The organism is Prescottella equi (genome assembly GCF_002094305.1).
GTDB classification, from domain to species: Bacteria; Actinomycetota; Actinomycetes; order Mycobacteriales; family Mycobacteriaceae; genus Prescottella; species Prescottella equi.
Genome location: NZ_LWTX01000011.1, coordinates 106917 through 121424 on the forward strand (window position 1 = coordinate 106917; position 14508 = coordinate 121424).

Genomic DNA, 14508 nt, shown 5'->3' on the forward strand with positions numbered 1-14508 from the left:
GCGAAAGGTTTTCACTGCGCGGGAGGTGATGTGGTGCTCGGTGGAGATTCAGGACAGGCTGGTGACCCGGATGACATTCGCGACCAACAGAGGCGGACGATGACTACTGAGATCAGTTACGAGGACTCCAAGCGGGAACTGCACACCGATCAGGGTGTGCTCCGGTACCACCAGGCCGGCGACGGTCCGCCGCTGCTGCTGCTGCACGGTTCCGGTCCCGGCGTCACCGGTTGGCGCAACTATCGCGGCGTCCTCGCCGACTTCGCGGAGCACTTCACCTGCTACGTGCTCGAGTTCCCCGGCTTCGGCGTGTCCGACCCGTGCGACGGCCACCCGATGGTCGAGGCCGTGGGTGCCGTGCCGGTCTTCCTCGACGGGCTCGGCCTCGACACCGTCGACATCATCGGCAACTCGATGGGCGGCGGTGTCGGCGCGAACATTGCGATCTCCCACCCCGAGCGGGTGAACAAGCTCGTCTCGATCGGCGGCATCGGCAAGAACGTCGTGTCCCCCTTCCCCGGTGAGGGCATCAAGCTGCTCACCGAGTTCACGGACAATCCCTCCCGCGAGAGTCTGATCCGCTGGCTGCACTCGATGGTCTACAACCCGGCCGTGGTGACCGAGCAGCTCATCGAGGAACGCTGGGCGCTCGCGACCGAGCCCAAGACCCTCGAGATCGCCCGCCGCATGTACAGCAGCAACGCGATGAAGGCGATGGCCGCCGCGGCCGCGCAGGCCGACATCACCCCGTACTGGGCGAAGCTCGGCAAGATCAAGGCCCCGACCCTCATCACGTGGGGACGCGACGACCGCGTCAGCCCCGTCGACATGGGTCTGCTGCCGATGCGCGACATCCCCAACGCCGAGTTCCACGTCTTCCCGAACTGCGGGCACTGGACCATGATCGAGGCCCGCGACGCCTGGCTGGCGTCGGTGCTCTCCTTCCTGTTGCGCGACCGCACGTAATCGACAGCCGTCTCCGCGGGTCACCGATCGTCGGGTGACCCGCGGGGAAGGCGAACGGTCATGGTCGGGCGATTCTTCACCAGCAGCCACACCGGCAGCACGGCGAGGCACAGGATCGGCAGGACCGTCACCGAGCCGACCATCGCCACCGGGACGAAGATCCCGAGCCAGCAACTACGCACCGCGACCACGATCGCGCCGAGTACCCCGCACGCGATCGCGGGCGGCACCGGCACCCCCGGAACGAGCGCGTGCCCGATCATTCCCGCGGTCACGCCGACGGCTGCCGACGCGATGACGCGTCCTCCGCGGAACCCGCTGGAGGCAGCTACCGCGAAGGCCGCGAGGCTGCACCCGCCGAGCACGAGCAGCCGTGGAACGGACGTCTCCGGCGCCGACGCCACGACGTCGCGCATCGTCCCGATGTCCCGGAACATCGACTCCCGGCCTCCGAGCGCCCCGAGCAGACCGAGCACGACGCCGCCCAGCCCCGTCATCAGGACCGGGTTCCGAAGTCGGTGGAACGACGCGTGCAGGGTGCGGTAGGCGTACACCGCTCCGAGCATTGTCACGGCGGTGACCGTCGCTATCGCGACCCCGCCGAGCACGGCCCACACCGTCACCGTCGCGTAGCCCGGCAGGTCGAGCGCGAGGACGGGCCGGTCGAGGACCGCCATCGTCACGGCCCCCGCCCCGGCTGCGACCAGCGGTGCGAGGATCGCGTCCCACAGGTTGCCCTGTACGCGCCGCCCGGTGAGTTCCAGGTACGCCAGGGGGGCCGCGACGGGGGTACCGAACTGCACGCCGATCGTCGCGGCGGTCGCCAGCGCCGCGACCCGGTCCGACGCGATCGCGGGCCCCACCCGAGCCACCACCCACACGGAGAGGGCGGCGTTGACCGAGATGAGGACGTTCTCGGGGCTGAGACCGACGCCGGCACCGAGCGCGACGACCAGCGCGAGCAGCAGGCTCGGCAGCACCCGCAGCGGGATCGGCGGTCCGATCAGACCCGCGGTCGCCGAGTCTCGGCCGGCGTGCCCGGGCACCAGCCACACGACCAGGCCGACGGTGATGCCGGCGACCGTCAGCACGATCGCGATCCACCAGCGGGCATCGCCGGCGAACCCCAGCGCGCTCGGGAGTGTCTCGTAGAGGAAGTCCGCGACCGCGCGCGCGACGGCGAGGACGGCGACAGGCATCGCGGTCGCCCCGACTCCGACGAACAGGGCGAGCATCGCCTCGCGCGCGATCACGCGGGCGTCCGGGCGTTCCTGGTCGCGCTCCTCGTCCTGCAACGGCGCCTCCGACGACTCGGGATCGGGCGCCTCGTCACCGTACTGCGCCGACGTGGCACCCGGTGCGTCATCCGATTCGCCTGCCCACCAGCCACGCCCGGTTCGCCTACGCTGTCGGAATCCGTCGGGTGGCGACCGCCTCCCCGGCGCTGCTCGTTCCGAAGGGGATGCCGTGCGGTCGTCGAGGTTCAATGTCGCGCTGGCTCGGGAGGCGCTCGCCGCCCGGTCCGAATCCGCACAGGGCTGGTTGCGCGGCACCGCTCCGGGACGGACGGTTCAGCGCATGCTGTCGGGCTTCGTCGACATCGAATGGGCGGACCGGTCCATGACGCTCGCGGCCCAATCGTTCACGTCGGTGCTGCCGGTGGTGATCGTGGCCTCGACGATCGGCAGCCACGACACGTTCACGAAGGGCTTCTTCGACCAGTTCGGCATCGACATGGACAGCGTCGACGTGAGCACCGACGGCCTCGGCGTCGACGAACCCTCGTTCGCGGCTTTCGGGATCGTCGGTCTGTTGATGGTGCTGCTCGGCGGGACGTCCTTCGCCCGCGCCCTCGGCCGGATGTACGGGCGGGTGTGGCACGTGCCGACGCTGAAGTTCGCGAGCTGGTGGCGGTGGATCGCGGTGCTGCTGTCTGTGGCGTCGTGCGCCGCGCTGATCGGTGCCACACGGGTGCTCCTCGGAGTTCCGTACCTGGGCAGTTCCCTGGTCCTGGTCGCCCAGTTCGCGGTCTGGGCGGGGCTGTGGACCCTGGTGCCGTATCTGCTCACCGAGCGTCGCCTGTCGGCGCGCGTCCTGTGGTCGACCGGATTGATCACCGCGGCGGGTCTGACTGTGCTGCGGATCGGCGGCAACGTCGTCCTGCCGCGGACGGTCGCGACCGCCGAATCCAAGTTCGGGGATCTCGGCCTGGTCTTCACCGCGATCGGGTGGATGTTCGTCGCGTGCGGCATCGTGGTCGGCGCCTCGGTGATCACGAAGGCACTGGCCCTCGACGAGGGACCGGTCGGGCGTTACCTGCGCGGTCCGGGGGAACCACTCACAGAGACTTCCATGATTCGCTGAAGGAAGACGCCAGCTTCCGCGGGTTACCTGTCGGATGTGAGTTCCACCTTCACTCCTCCTCCGGTCCGCGCCGTCGACCTCGATGCCGTCGCGGCCGCCGCCTGCGCCGGGCACGACGACGCGATGGCGGAGCTGATGGCTCGTGTGCGGCCGATGGTGTTGCGCTTCTGCAGGTCGAGGCTGCGCGGGTCGCGCTGCCTGTCGGCCGAGGACGTCACCCAGGAGGTGTGCATCGCCGTGATGCGTGCACTCCCGGGCTACGAGGACCGCGGCAGATTCACGGCGTTCGTGTTCGGGATCGCCTCGCACAAGATCGTCGATGCGTTACGCGCGTTCGGTCGCGACAAATCGGTTCCGGTCGATATCGTTCCGGAGGTCCCCGTGGAGTTCGATACGCCCGAGGAGCACGCAATGCGGGCCCACGACACGCAACATGCGTGGTCGCTGATCGATGTCCTCACCGCGCGCGAACGCACCATCCTCCGCCTGCGCATCGTCGAGCATCAGAGCGCGGCCGAGACCGCGCGCGTGCTGAACACGACGGCGGGCGCCGTCCGAGTGGCGCAGCACCGGGCGCTGAACCGGCTACGCGCCCAGCTCGCCTCGCGGTGAGGCGCGAAACCCGAAGCGTGGCAAAGAGCGATCACCCGTCCAGCTCATACCGTTACAGCATCGTTACCGCGGCGACTGACCGCTCGGTTTGCCCTGTTCGCAGCGCTGTCCGCGCGCCTCCGACCTCCGGCCGCGCCTCGATCCCTCGACCGATTCGCCCCGTTCGACCGACTTTGCTGTTGCAGCCCCGTCCCACTGCGTCAATGGTGGAGGGGTGATCTTGGTCTTCGGACTGCGACAGCCTCGATCACGTTCCGATGGTTCACATTTGGAAGGGGATGAACATGCAGTTGCGTAATCGGAAGACTCTCGGTCACGCGTTCGGCGGGGCTGCGATCGTCGCCGCGGCAGCGCTCGCGGCACCCGCCCTGGCCTCGGCCGAACCGGTCGAGCTGGCCAGCCCGACGGTGACGACCGGCGTCGACGGCAACACGCTTTCGGTCACCGTGGCGAACACCAACGAAGATCCCACCACCAGCTGCGGCGCCTTCGCCCTCGACGCCACCAAGCTTCCTGCGCTGCAAGCGGATCCGAGCAAGATCACGGAACCGGGCTTCCTGGCGTGGCAGACGGATGTGGCCGAGCGGGTCGGCGCGGGCGCCGAGGACACGTTCACGACCGATCTCCAGGACGGCGTGTACGCGGTTGTGGGCGAGTGCATCTCGCTGACCAACCCGGAACTGCCCGCCGTGGGCGACCCGCAGATCGTGCCCGTCGGCGGCCTGCTCGGCAGCGTCGACCTCGGCAGCCTGCAGGGCCTGCTGCCGGCCGACCTCGACCTGGGTAGCCTCCAGGATCTGCTCCCCGCCGATCTCGGCGATCTGCTCGCGGGTCTGCCCCTCGGCTCCACGGCCCCGGCTCAGTAACGCAGCCTTTCGCGCTTCCCTGGGCGGCGCCGACACCCGATCGGGTGTCGGCGCCGTTTCCCTCCCCAGGGAGTCCGGTGGTCAGCTGCCGAATGCGAATCCGGAGAAGACGCTCTGGAAGGAGCCCGTGTACTGCGGCACGAGCTGGAAGTCGACACGATTCGCATCGCCCAGATCCAGATCGACCGAGCGGGTCGGGTCGTCGGCCCCGCAGCCGGCCGGCGCGACCACCTCGACGGTGTAATCCGTCTTCGCCTCGAGCCACTGGAAGAAGTAGAAGCCGAAGTCGTCGGTCTCGGTCGTCGCGAGAAGGCCGCTGTCGTCGCTCACGTTCACCGTCACTCCGGGCGCGCCCACTCCCTCGGGCTGCGGGCACCCTGTCACGGCTCCGGTGATGTCGTGAACTGTGGTGACACGGAAATCGACGTCGTAGGCCGGTCCGTTGGTGGTGTCCACCGCCCGGGTTCCCGGGAAGGCACCGCAGCCCGCACCGATGTACGGCTTGACGACATAGTTGCCGGGCGCCCGGTCGACGAAGGCATAGTCCCCTTCGGCATCGGTGATCACCGAATCGATTCGGCCCGAGTCGTCCCACAACTCGACCCAGATGCCTCCGGCGTTCCCCATCGGGTCACAGGTGTTGACCAACGTTCCCGCGACCGAGTCGTCCGACCGCGCCGACGCGATTCCCGGAAGAGCCGCAACCAGGCCCACGCCGAGCGCGAGGGAGGCCAGAGCGATGCGCTTCATGTTCACTGTTCTCGATTCGATCGAAACGATGCCACCCACGGTGACAAGCGCGTCCCCGTCGTTCGCGCCGCTGCGAAAGTTTGCACGGGTCACGAGTGTCGGGTCAACGGGATCCGGCCAAGAGAGGCAATGATTTTCGATCCCCCTCAAACTCTCGAACCGGACAGATTTCACCCTCCGATTTCACCCGTCGGCAACGTTCGGTTCGGTCCGGCCACGATTCTCCCCGAGCCAGCCCGCGAAGCACGGCTCCCGGCATAGCCTGAACAGCACGGCACATCCGGTTCGAGATCCGTAAGGAGCACTCGATGAGCCACTCGACGAGCACGGAATCGACGGTTCGCGTCACTCGCACGGCAGTCAACTGGAAACGACTCTGGGCGGGCGGGGTCGCTACTGCGATCGTCGCGGCGCTGGCCGGAGTGGTTGGGGTGCTCGCCGTACGCGGCCCCATCGATACCCCTGTGATCTCGCCGCCGCACACGCCGTGGGACTCACAGGTCACCACGGTGGCGGTCTACGCCGCGATCGCGGCCCTGATCGCCACCGGACTGCTGCACCTGCTGCTGATCTCGACGCCACGCGCCTCCACCTTCTTCACGTGGATCGGCATCCTGGCGACAGCCGCCTTCGCGTTGTGGCCGTTCAGCGTCGACGCCACCACCAAGTCGCAGATCGCGAGCGGTGCCATCTACCTCGTGGTCGGCATCGCGATCGTGTCGCTGCTGTCGGGGGTCGCGGCGTCCGCGCAGAGCACGTTCACCGCGCGGCCCTGACCGACACTCACGGTGGACTGGCCCACCGTGAGTGCGAACATTTCGGTCATCCCCGCTCCTCGTCGACCAGCGCCGCCACGTCGATCTGTTCGGGCCACCGCATCGTCTCACCGGGGATGACGCGAACGCCATCGGCGATCAGCAGGACGGTGCCGTGGTCGTCGATGGTCACACGTGGATGCGTCGTGAAGACCGGTGTGCTGCTGACGGGTACGAGAGTGCGTCCGTCCAGGAGTGTGAACAGCCAGAACTGACGTGTGCTCTCGCACGTGGCGGGCTCGGCCAGCGGCCACCACCCCGATCGCCCGGTTCCATCCGGCGGATGATCGGTGAACCACACGAACGGCCCCACCCTGCCGCCGCCCCACAGCGCCTTCGGCAGCGTGTGGGACGCCCCGAGCGTCAGGTCCTCTCGGACGAGAGTCGCCCGGTCTCCGCCGAACAGTCGCAGCGGCGCCCCTGCAAGAAACATCCGATACTGCCGACCGGTCACGGTGAGAGCCGAGCCGATGGTCACCCCGCCATCCGGGGAGATGCTCACGAGTCGCAACGCCGAGCCCTCGACCCGCACGGCGGCAACGAAACGATCGTCCTCCGCGACAACGGATATGACATGCCCTTCGGGTCCTGCGACGTCGATCCGATCGCGGTCGGGTTCGTGCACGACCCATCTGCCGTCCGGACGGCAGACCAATAGCGTCTCCCCCAGCACCGCCGCCACCTGCACGTCGGTGTCGTCGACCTGGGTCGGGGATTCGCCCTGCTCGCAACGAAACACCCCGTCAGCGCCGGTGACCCAGCATCCACTGGGGGTAGCCCAGATACGGCGTGACTTCCCGATCGCGGCCGGCAGGACGTGCTCGCCCACAACGTGATCGGCGCCGAAACTCACCACCAGCGGCAGCGAACTGTCGGCGGCCCAGAGCACCCCGCCGGCCGCGGACACGTCGCCGGGGACGATGCTCGGTCGAGCCGGCAACTCCGGGACGTCGTCGAGGTCGAGGTCGACCAGGGCTCCGACGTCACCGTCGGCCTCGTCGCTCTCGCTCTCGAACAGCGCGTCCCGGTCGAAGAACCGCGGCGCCGCGTCGACGTCCCGCAGCCGCCGATGTCCCGGCACGATCTCCCAGCCGCCCGGAGTCCTGCGGCGGAAACGTGCGCTGACGATCCGGACACGGGTGACACGGCCGCGAACCCGGCCGTCGTCGTTCCCCAGGACTCCGTAGAACCTTCCGGTGAGTTCGACCCGCCCGGTCAGCGGCCGAAAACCCCGCCACGACGCGGTCCAGCCGTCGCCGCGCAATAGCCCGGACCATTCCCAGCTGCGCGGGGTGTCCTCGCCCGTGTACTGCCGGATCGGGGGCCGGGTACTCGGTTCCAACGGCACCCGCACCGTCACCACGTCACCGGCGGACTCGGGCAGTTCGACGAATCGAAGCGGGAACGACATCACCTCCCCGACCCGCGGGGGCGCGATCTCACCGTCCTCGATCGCAATCTCTTCGATCTGAACGACAAGCGTTCGACGGCTCGTCATGAGCCTTTCTGCACTGTAGCCATGTGGCCGATGGTAGCGGCTGTCGGCGCCGCGCAAAGGGAGCTTCCGGGTCAGGCCCCGCCAATCCGGGCCGTCGCCTTGACCTCCACGAGAACGCCGGGCATACCGAGGGCCGCCACGCCCACCGCAGTCCACGCGGGCCGGGCGCCGTTCTGGAAGCGTGCCTTCGCGGCCATGAACTCCGTCATGTGCTGCGGGAAGTCGACGTGGAAGCTGATGAGTTCCACCAGATCCGCCGGCGCCGCACCGTGTTCGGCGAGCAATTTGCCGATCGTCTCGAACGCGAGGTCGTACTGCCGCGTCGGATCGGCGGGGGCGCTCCCGTCCGCCTCGAGCCCGACCTGGCCGGAGCAGAACAGCAGGTCGCCGCTGCGCACCGCGTTCGAGTAGCCGTACTCTTCTTCCCAATTCTTCGACACGTCGTGTTCCTTTCGATTCCAGGTCAGCGCAGGTAGCCGTGGTGCGTGACGGGTTCGGCGGCGCCGTCCCGAACGCTCGCGTCCAGCCCGCGGATCAGGGTGTTCCGCAACTCCCGCGGGTCGATGACGTCGTCGTAGAACAGCGTCTGCGCCAACGCCCACGGCCCTGACGCCTCGTTCTCGACGAGAGCCCGGCGGGTGTCGTCGTCCTCCTTCGCGGTGCGTCCACCGACGTCGGCGGGGATGCCGCCGAGCGTGACCGCGGGGAAGGCGAGCGTCATCGTCTGGTTGTCGTAGGGATTGGCGCCCATCACCGAACTGCCGAACCCGAACGCCTTGCGTACCGTCACGTGGAACTTCGGTGTCCGCAACCGGTGCTGCGCGGCGAACATGCGAGCACTCGCCTTGAGGATCCCGGCCTTCTCGGATGCGCTGCCCGCCATCACACCCGGGTTGTCGGCGAGGAACAGCACCGGCAGGTGGAAGGCGCCCGCGAGTTGGAGGAAGGCCGCCGCTTTGTCCGCGGCCGCCACCGTCACCGCGCCCGCCGTCACCGTCGGCTGGTTCGCGACGACCGCGACGGCATGTCCACCGATGCGCACCAGCGCGGTGATGATCGACGTCCCGTACGTCGGCTGAATCTCGGTGACGGTGCCCGCGTCCGCGACGGCCGCGAGCATCGCCCGCATGTCGTAGGGTCGCTTCTGGTTGACCGGGACCAGGTCGAGCAGTTCCGGTAGAGCCCGCTCCCCCACGTCGTGGTTGCCTCCGTCCGGCCCCACCCACGGTGGCCGCTGCCACGCGCTGCTCGGGAAATACGACAGGTACCGGCGGGCCAGCGCCAGCGCGGCGTCGTCGGACTCCGCGAGGTTGTGCGCCACACCCGACGTGTCGATCGCGACCTGCGGACCGCCGAGCGTCTGTTTGTCGATCTGCTCGCCGGTGGAAGCGGCGACCAGTGGCGGGCCCGCGGTGAACAGCGCGCCGTGCCCACCGACCATGATCACGAAGTCCGAGAGCGGCGCAGCGAGCGCGCCGTGTCCGGCCGACGGACCCGTCACGATCGCAACGGTGGGCACCAGCCCCGACAGATCGGCCATCGCCTGAAGGTCGTTGGGCGCGGGACGGTTCCGCTCGAGCGCATTGGTGGCGCGATGTCCGGCACCCTCGAGCATCATCACGAGCGGCGTCCGGTTGCGCAGCGCGAGCTGCGCGGCTCGAGTGCGCTTGGATGCGGCCGCGGTGCCGATCGACCCGCCGGCGACGGTGAAGTCCTCGGCGCCGACCATCACCGGCCGCCCGTCGATCGTCCCGGACCCGGCGACGAAGGCGTCCGCGGGAATGGCGGGATCACCTGTGAGCGGCCCCAACTCGACGAAGGATTCCGGATCCAGCAGACCGGCGACACGGCTGCGGGCGTCGAGGCGCCCCGTCGCCCGGTACCGCGCGAGTTTGTCGGCGCCGCCCATCGCCCGGGCCGCCGCCCTCCGCTCGGCCAGTTGCTCGAGCAGCGGCGCCCAGTCGGCGCCGTTTCCCGCATTCACCCTCGACCCTCCTCGACACCGAGTGAGCCGGGTCACGTCGACGACCGGCGAGGTGAATGTACGAAGGAACGCGGGGGCCTGCAACAGACGCCCCCACTCACCGGAAACGGCGGACGACCAACCCCCGAGGGGCTACGCCGGGCGCCGCCGCGCGAGCGCACGCGGCGGCACTCACTGCGGCAGCGGGTCCCGCACGGCGTCGGCCTCCGCGTGGTGCAGGCGACCGGTGTCGGGGTCCACTTCGACGGCGTGCGACGGCAGTTCGTGGACCGCGACGACGAAATGCTGTTCGGGCGCCGGTCCCGCGCCGGCCCGGGACGACCGCGGCAACCCGGCGAGCGTCGCGGACACCCCGGCGGGCCGACGACGGGACGCACCGTCCGCGTTCGGCGCCGCGAGCACGTACTCACCGTCCGCACCGGCGCGAGTCGACACCCGCAGATACCTTGGAGTGGTGGCCAATTCGTAGCGGAACGCCTTGAGCATCGACACACACGCGAGCACCATGACGATCGAGAACGGCACCGCGGTGGCGATCGAGGCGGTCTGCAGGGCGGTCAACGATCCGGCGCCCCCGACCAGCAGCAGCACCGCGGCCGCGACGCCTTCCAGCACCGACCAGTACACGCGGGTCACCTTCGGGGTCTCGAGATCCCCACCGGTGGCGAGGATGTCGATGACCAACGAGCCCGAGTCGGCGGACGTGACGAAGAAGAACACGACCACGGCGATCGCCAGCACACTGGTGATCGTCCCCAACGGCAGGCCGTCGAGGAGATGGAACAGCGTGGTGTTGGTGTCGACCGAGCCGTCGGCCGCGAGCATGTCGCCGTCGTTGCGCTGACGGAGGATCCCCGAGTCGCCGAACACCGTGAACCACAGGGACCCGATCAGTGTCGGCGCCAGCAGGACACCGAAGACGAACTCGCGGACGGTGCGGCCCCGCGAGATGCGGGCGATGAACATGCCGACGAACGGCGCCCAGCTCATCCACCAGCCCCAGTAGAAGATCGTCCAGGTTCCGGCCCACCCGTCGTCCGCGAACGGTGACGTGCGAAGCATCATCTTCGGGAAGGCCTGGGTGTAGCCGCCGAGGTTCTGCACCCACGACTGCAGCAGGAACAGCGTCGGACCGAGCAGCAGGACGAACAACGCCAGGCCGGCCGCGAGGACCATGTTGATGTTCGAGAGCCACCGCAGCCCCTTGGTCACGCCGGTGACGACCGAGAAGGTGGCAAGTCCGGTGACGATCACGATGAGCCCGACGACGAACCAGTTGTCGGGATCGACCCAGCCCAGATACTCGAGGCCTGCCGAGATCTGCTGCACCCCGAAGCCCAGCGACGTCGCGACACCGAACAGGGTGCCCACGATCGCGATCGCGTCGATGGCGTGCCCGATCGGCCCCTCGACGCGCTTGCGTCCCAGCAGCGGCTCGAGCAGCCAGCGGATCGACAGCGGCCGCCCCTTGCGGTAGGTCATGTAGGCCAGGCCGAGGCCGACCACCACGTAGATCGCCCACGCGTGCAGACCCCAATGGAACAGCGTCAGTTCCATCGCCTGGTTGGCGGCCGCATCGGTGGAGCCGGGAACACGCCCCGCCTCGGGCGGATCGACATAGTGCGAGAGCGGTTCGGCGACCCCGTAGAAGACGAGACCGATTCCCATGCCGGCGCTGAACAGCATCGCGAACCACGACAGCATGCCGAACTCGGGCTTCTCGTCGTCGTCACCGAGCCGGATGTTGCCGATCCGGGAGAGCCCGCAGTAGAGGGCGAACAGCACGAATCCGGTCGCCGCCAGCACGTACCACCATCCGACGCCGTCGGTGATGGCGGTGTTCAGGCTGCCGAACGCGTCGCTCGCGGTGCCCGAGTAGACGACCGCGAAGGCGATCATCGCGAAAATCACCAGGGAGGCCGGCACGAACACCGGCTTCTTCAACCCTCGCCAGGCTTCTCGTATCGCTGCCACGTCGGTCCCTTCAGCGTGTGCGTCGAGCCGGGCCTGCACACGAGTCGGCGGCCTCGGCGAACTTTGTCACCGAGGCAAACACAGATGACGGCAAGGTGCTGGGCACCGGTCCCACGCGATCGTTCCGACCTGCGATTTCGTTCCACGTCAGTGACGATTCGAACAATCGTCGGCAAACCGAGAGCCGGATCGCGTCCCCGCCCGTCCGGGTGCCGAGACGCCGCGTGCGCGCCCGCCCCGGCCGGAAGGCCGGTGCGAGCGCGCACGCAGGAAGGGACCGGGCGAGCTAGACGAGCAGCTCGGCGATCTGAATAGTGTTGAGCGCAGCTCCCTTTCGCAGGTTGTCACCCGAGACGAACAGCGCCAGACCGCGGCCCTCGGGTGCACCCGGGTCCTGACGGATCCGGCCGACGAGGGACACGTCGCCGCCGGCGGCCGCGAGCGGGGTCGGCACGTCCACCAGCTCGACGCCGGGGGCGCCGGCGAGCAGTTCCTCGGCGCGCTCCACCGACAGCGGACGCTCGAACTCGGCGTTGATCGCCAGCGAGTGACCGGTGACGACCGGGACGCGCACGCACGTACCCGACACCAGCAGGTCCGGCAGGCCGAGGATCTTGCGGCTCTCGTTGCGGAGCTTCTGGTCCTCGTCGGTCTCGCCGCTACCGTCGTCGACGAGCGCACCGGCGAGCGGCACCACGTTGAACGCGATGGGGGCGACGTACTTGTCCGGCGCGGGGAAGTCGGCGGCCGCACCGGAGTGCACCAGCTTCTCGGCGTCGTCGGCGACGGCGCGCACCTGGCCGACGAGCTCCTCGACACCGGCGATGCCACTGCCCGAGACCGCCTGGTAGCTGCTGACGATCAGGCGCTGCAGGCCGGCCTCGTCGTGCAGCACCTTGAGGACCGGCATCGCGGCCATCGTGGTGCAGTTCGGGTTGGCGATGATGCCCTTCGGCGGGTTCTGCAGCGCTTCCGGGTTCACCTCGCTGACGACGAGGGGGACCTCGGGGTCCTTGCGCCACGCCGACGAGTTGTCGACGACGATCGCACCGGCCGCGGCGAAGCGCGGGGCCTGTGCCCGGGACAGCGTCGCACCGGCCGAGAACAGCGCGATGTCGATGCCCTTCAGATCCTCGTCGGACGTCGCGGCGACGTCCTCGACCACGATCTCCTCGCCGCGGAACGGCAGCTTCTTACCGGCCGAACGAGCGGAGGCGAAGAACCGGACCTTGTCGGCCGGGAAGTTCCGCTCCTCGAGTAGGGTGCGCATGACGATGCCGACCTGCCCGGTGGCACCGACGACAGCAATGGTGGTCATTCGAATTACCGTCCCGTTCCTGCGTGTACGACGGCCGCTTCCTCGCCGCCGAGGTCGAAAGCTGCGTGGATGGCGCGCACGGCGTCGTCCAGATCGGTGTCCTTGACCAGCACCGAGATGCGGATCTCCGACGTCGAGATGAGGTCGATGTTGACGTCCGCCTCGGCGAGGGCCTCGCAGAACTTGGCGGTGACGCCCGGGTGGCTCTTCATCCCGGCGCCGACGAGCGACACCTTGCCGATGAGGTCGTCGAACAGGATCTGCGTGAAATCGATCTCCGACTGCAGGGCCGTCAGCTTCTCCACGGCGCGCGGGCCGTCCGCCTTGGGCAGCGTGAAGGTGATGTCGGTCTTGCCGGTCTCGACCTTGGAGATGTTCTGCAGAACCATGTCGATGTTGATCTCGGCCTCGGCGATGGCGCGGAAGACCTTGGCGGCGTGACCCGGCGTATCGGGCAGGCCGACGACGGTGACCTTGGCCTCGCCGCGGTCATGCGCGACACCGGTGATCAGGGCTTCTTCCACGGGGATGTCCTCCATCGATCCGGACACGATCGTTCCGGGCTTGGTCGTGTATGACGAGCGGACGTGCACGGGCACGTTGTAGCGGCGGGCGTACTCGACGCAGCGCAGCATGAGCACCTTGGCGCCGCAGGCGGCCATCTCGAGCATCTCCTCGAAGGAGACGGTGTCGAGGCGCTGGGCGTCGGGGACGATGCGCGGGTCGGCGGTGAAGACACCGTCGACGTCGGTGTAGATCTCGCAGACGTCGGCCTTCAGCGCCGCGGCCAACGCGACGGCGGTGGTGTCCGAACCACCACGGCCGAGGGTGGTGACGTCCTTGCTGTCCTGGCTGACGCCCTGGAATCCGGCGACCAGCACGATCGAACCCTCGTCGAGCGCGGCACGGACACGGCCCGGCGTGACGTCGATGATCTTGGCGTTGCCGTGGCTGCCGGTCGTGATGACGCCGGCCTGCGAGCCGGTGAAGGACCGGGCCTGCGCGCCGAGCGAGTGGATCGCCATCGCGACGAGTGCGTTCGAGATGCGCTCACCCGAGGTGAGCAGCATGTCCATCTCGCGGGCCGGCGGCACCGGGCACACCTGCTGCGCCAGATCGAGCAGCTCGTCGGTGGTGTCGCCCATCGCCGAGACGACCACGACGACGTCGTTGCCCGCCTTCTTGGTCTCGACGATCCGTTCAGCGACGCGTCGGATGCGCTCGGCGCTCGCGACCGAGGATCCCCCGTACTTCTGGACGACGAGAGCCACGCGTGTGTACCTCCGGTTAGATGGATTGATGCAGTCCAGTTGTCGAGCTTACCGAGGGGTGTCCGCGTCAGTGCAGGGCGTCCTCACCAA

At 68.7% G+C, this 14508-nt stretch carries 13 protein-coding genes; 5 read left to right on the plus strand and 8 right to left on the minus strand.

The window, feature by feature from the left end; genetic code table 11:
- Positions 1 to 99 precede the first annotated feature (99 nt).
- Positions 100 to 966 (plus strand): alpha/beta fold hydrolase, encoded by an 867-nt coding sequence (locus tag A6I89_RS21695; RefSeq protein ID WP_022593746.1) that lies wholly within the window; start codon positions 100 to 102, stop codon positions 964 to 966.
- Between the two features lie 20 nt (positions 967 to 986).
- Here the strand turns inward: A6I89_RS21695 and A6I89_RS21700 are convergent, their stop codons facing one another.
- Positions 987 to 2261: an ion channel protein gene (locus A6I89_RS21700; RefSeq protein WP_022593745.1), complete on the minus strand. Its 1275-nt coding sequence runs from the start codon at positions 2259 to 2261 to the stop codon at positions 987 to 989.
- Positions 2262 to 2433: 172 nt separating this feature from the next.
- Between A6I89_RS21700 and A6I89_RS21705 the strand changes: the two genes are divergently transcribed.
- The 3 genes from A6I89_RS21705 to A6I89_RS21715 all read left to right on the plus strand — a co-directional run bounded on the left by A6I89_RS21705 (position 2434) and on the right by A6I89_RS21715 (position 4808).
- Positions 2434 to 3330, plus strand: a complete 897-nt coding sequence (locus tag A6I89_RS21705) for a hypothetical protein (protein WP_022593744.1) — start codon at positions 2434 to 2436, stop codon at positions 3328 to 3330.
- A 36-nt stretch (positions 3331 to 3366) separates the two neighbouring features.
- The gene (gene shbA / locus A6I89_RS21710) at positions 3367 to 3942 is read left to right on the plus strand and encodes an RNA polymerase sigma factor ShbA (RefSeq protein ID WP_022593743.1); all 576 of its coding nucleotides are present in this window, start codon (positions 3367 to 3369) and stop codon (positions 3940 to 3942) included.
- Between the two features lie 284 nt (positions 3943 to 4226).
- Positions 4227 to 4808, plus strand: coding sequence for a hypothetical protein (locus A6I89_RS21715; protein ID WP_044990407.1), 582 nt, complete (start codon positions 4227 to 4229; stop codon positions 4806 to 4808).
- An 81-nt stretch (positions 4809 to 4889) separates the two neighbouring features.
- Here the strand turns inward: A6I89_RS21715 and A6I89_RS21720 are convergent, their stop codons facing one another.
- Positions 4890 to 5558 carry a carboxypeptidase regulatory-like domain-containing protein gene (locus tag A6I89_RS21720; RefSeq protein WP_044990379.1) on the minus strand — a complete coding sequence of 223 codons (669 nt, stop codon included), beginning with the start codon at positions 5556 to 5558 and terminating at the stop codon, positions 4890 to 4892.
- 308 nt (positions 5559 to 5866) lie between these two features.
- On the opposite strand from A6I89_RS21720, the gene A6I89_RS21725 reads away from it, so the two are divergent.
- Positions 5867 to 6334: a DUF6069 family protein gene (locus tag A6I89_RS21725; RefSeq protein ID WP_005515982.1), complete on the plus strand. Its 468-nt coding sequence runs from the start codon at positions 5867 to 5869 to the stop codon at positions 6332 to 6334.
- A gap of 46 nt (positions 6335 to 6380) precedes the next feature.
- Here the strand turns inward: A6I89_RS21725 and A6I89_RS21730 are convergent, their stop codons facing one another.
- The 6 genes from A6I89_RS21730 to A6I89_RS21755 form a co-directional block, all read right to left on the minus strand.
- Positions 6381 to 7871, minus strand: coding sequence for a DUF6578 domain-containing protein (locus A6I89_RS21730; protein WP_022593740.1), 1491 nt, complete (start codon positions 7869 to 7871; stop codon positions 6381 to 6383).
- Positions 7872 to 7942: 71 nt separating this feature from the next.
- On the minus strand, positions 7943 to 8311 hold the full coding sequence (locus tag A6I89_RS21735; RefSeq protein ID WP_022593739.1) for a RidA family protein: 369 nt from the start codon (positions 8309 to 8311) through the stop codon (positions 7943 to 7945).
- 23 nt (positions 8312 to 8334) lie between these two features.
- Positions 8335 to 9855, minus strand: a complete 1521-nt coding sequence (locus tag A6I89_RS21740; RefSeq protein ID WP_022593738.1) for an acyl-CoA carboxylase subunit beta — start codon at positions 9853 to 9855, stop codon at positions 8335 to 8337.
- A 171-nt stretch (positions 9856 to 10026) separates the two neighbouring features.
- A complete protein-coding gene (locus tag A6I89_RS21745) occupies positions 10027 to 11829 on the minus strand; it encodes a BCCT family transporter (protein WP_172504554.1) in 1803 nt (600 codons plus the stop codon).
- Positions 11830 to 12115: 286 nt separating this feature from the next.
- Complete coding sequence (locus A6I89_RS21750) at positions 12116 to 13147, minus strand: aspartate-semialdehyde dehydrogenase (RefSeq protein ID WP_022593735.1); 1032 nt, start codon at positions 13145 to 13147, stop codon at positions 12116 to 12118.
- Positions 13148 to 13152: 5 nt separating this feature from the next.
- Positions 13153 to 14418, minus strand: coding sequence for an aspartate kinase (locus A6I89_RS21755; RefSeq protein WP_005515988.1), 1266 nt, complete (start codon positions 14416 to 14418; stop codon positions 13153 to 13155).
- Between the last annotated feature and the right edge of the window lie 90 nt (positions 14419 to 14508).

Bases quoted from the DNA above. Each gene is read 5' to 3' on its own strand.
- A6I89_RS21720 (WP_044990379.1), bottom strand. From the start codon at position 5,558: ATGAAGCGCATCGCTCTGGCCTCCCTCGCGCTCGGCGTGGGCCTGGTT.
- A6I89_RS21725 (WP_005515982.1), top strand. From the start codon at position 5,867: ATGAGCCACTCGACGAGCACGGAATCGACGGTTCGCGTCACTCGCACG.
- A6I89_RS21695 (WP_022593746.1), top strand. From the start codon at position 100: ATGACTACTGAGATCAGTTACGAGGACTCCAAGCGGGAACTGCACACC.
- A6I89_RS21730 (WP_022593740.1), bottom strand. From the start codon at position 7,871: ATGACGAGCCGTCGAACGCTTGTCGTTCAGATCGAAGAGATTGCGATC.
- A6I89_RS21715 (WP_044990407.1), top strand. From the start codon at position 4,227: ATGCAGTTGCGTAATCGGAAGACTCTCGGTCACGCGTTCGGCGGGGCT.
- A6I89_RS21750 (WP_022593735.1), bottom strand. From the start codon at position 13,147: ATGACCACCATTGCTGTCGTCGGTGCCACCGGGCAGGTCGGCATCGTC.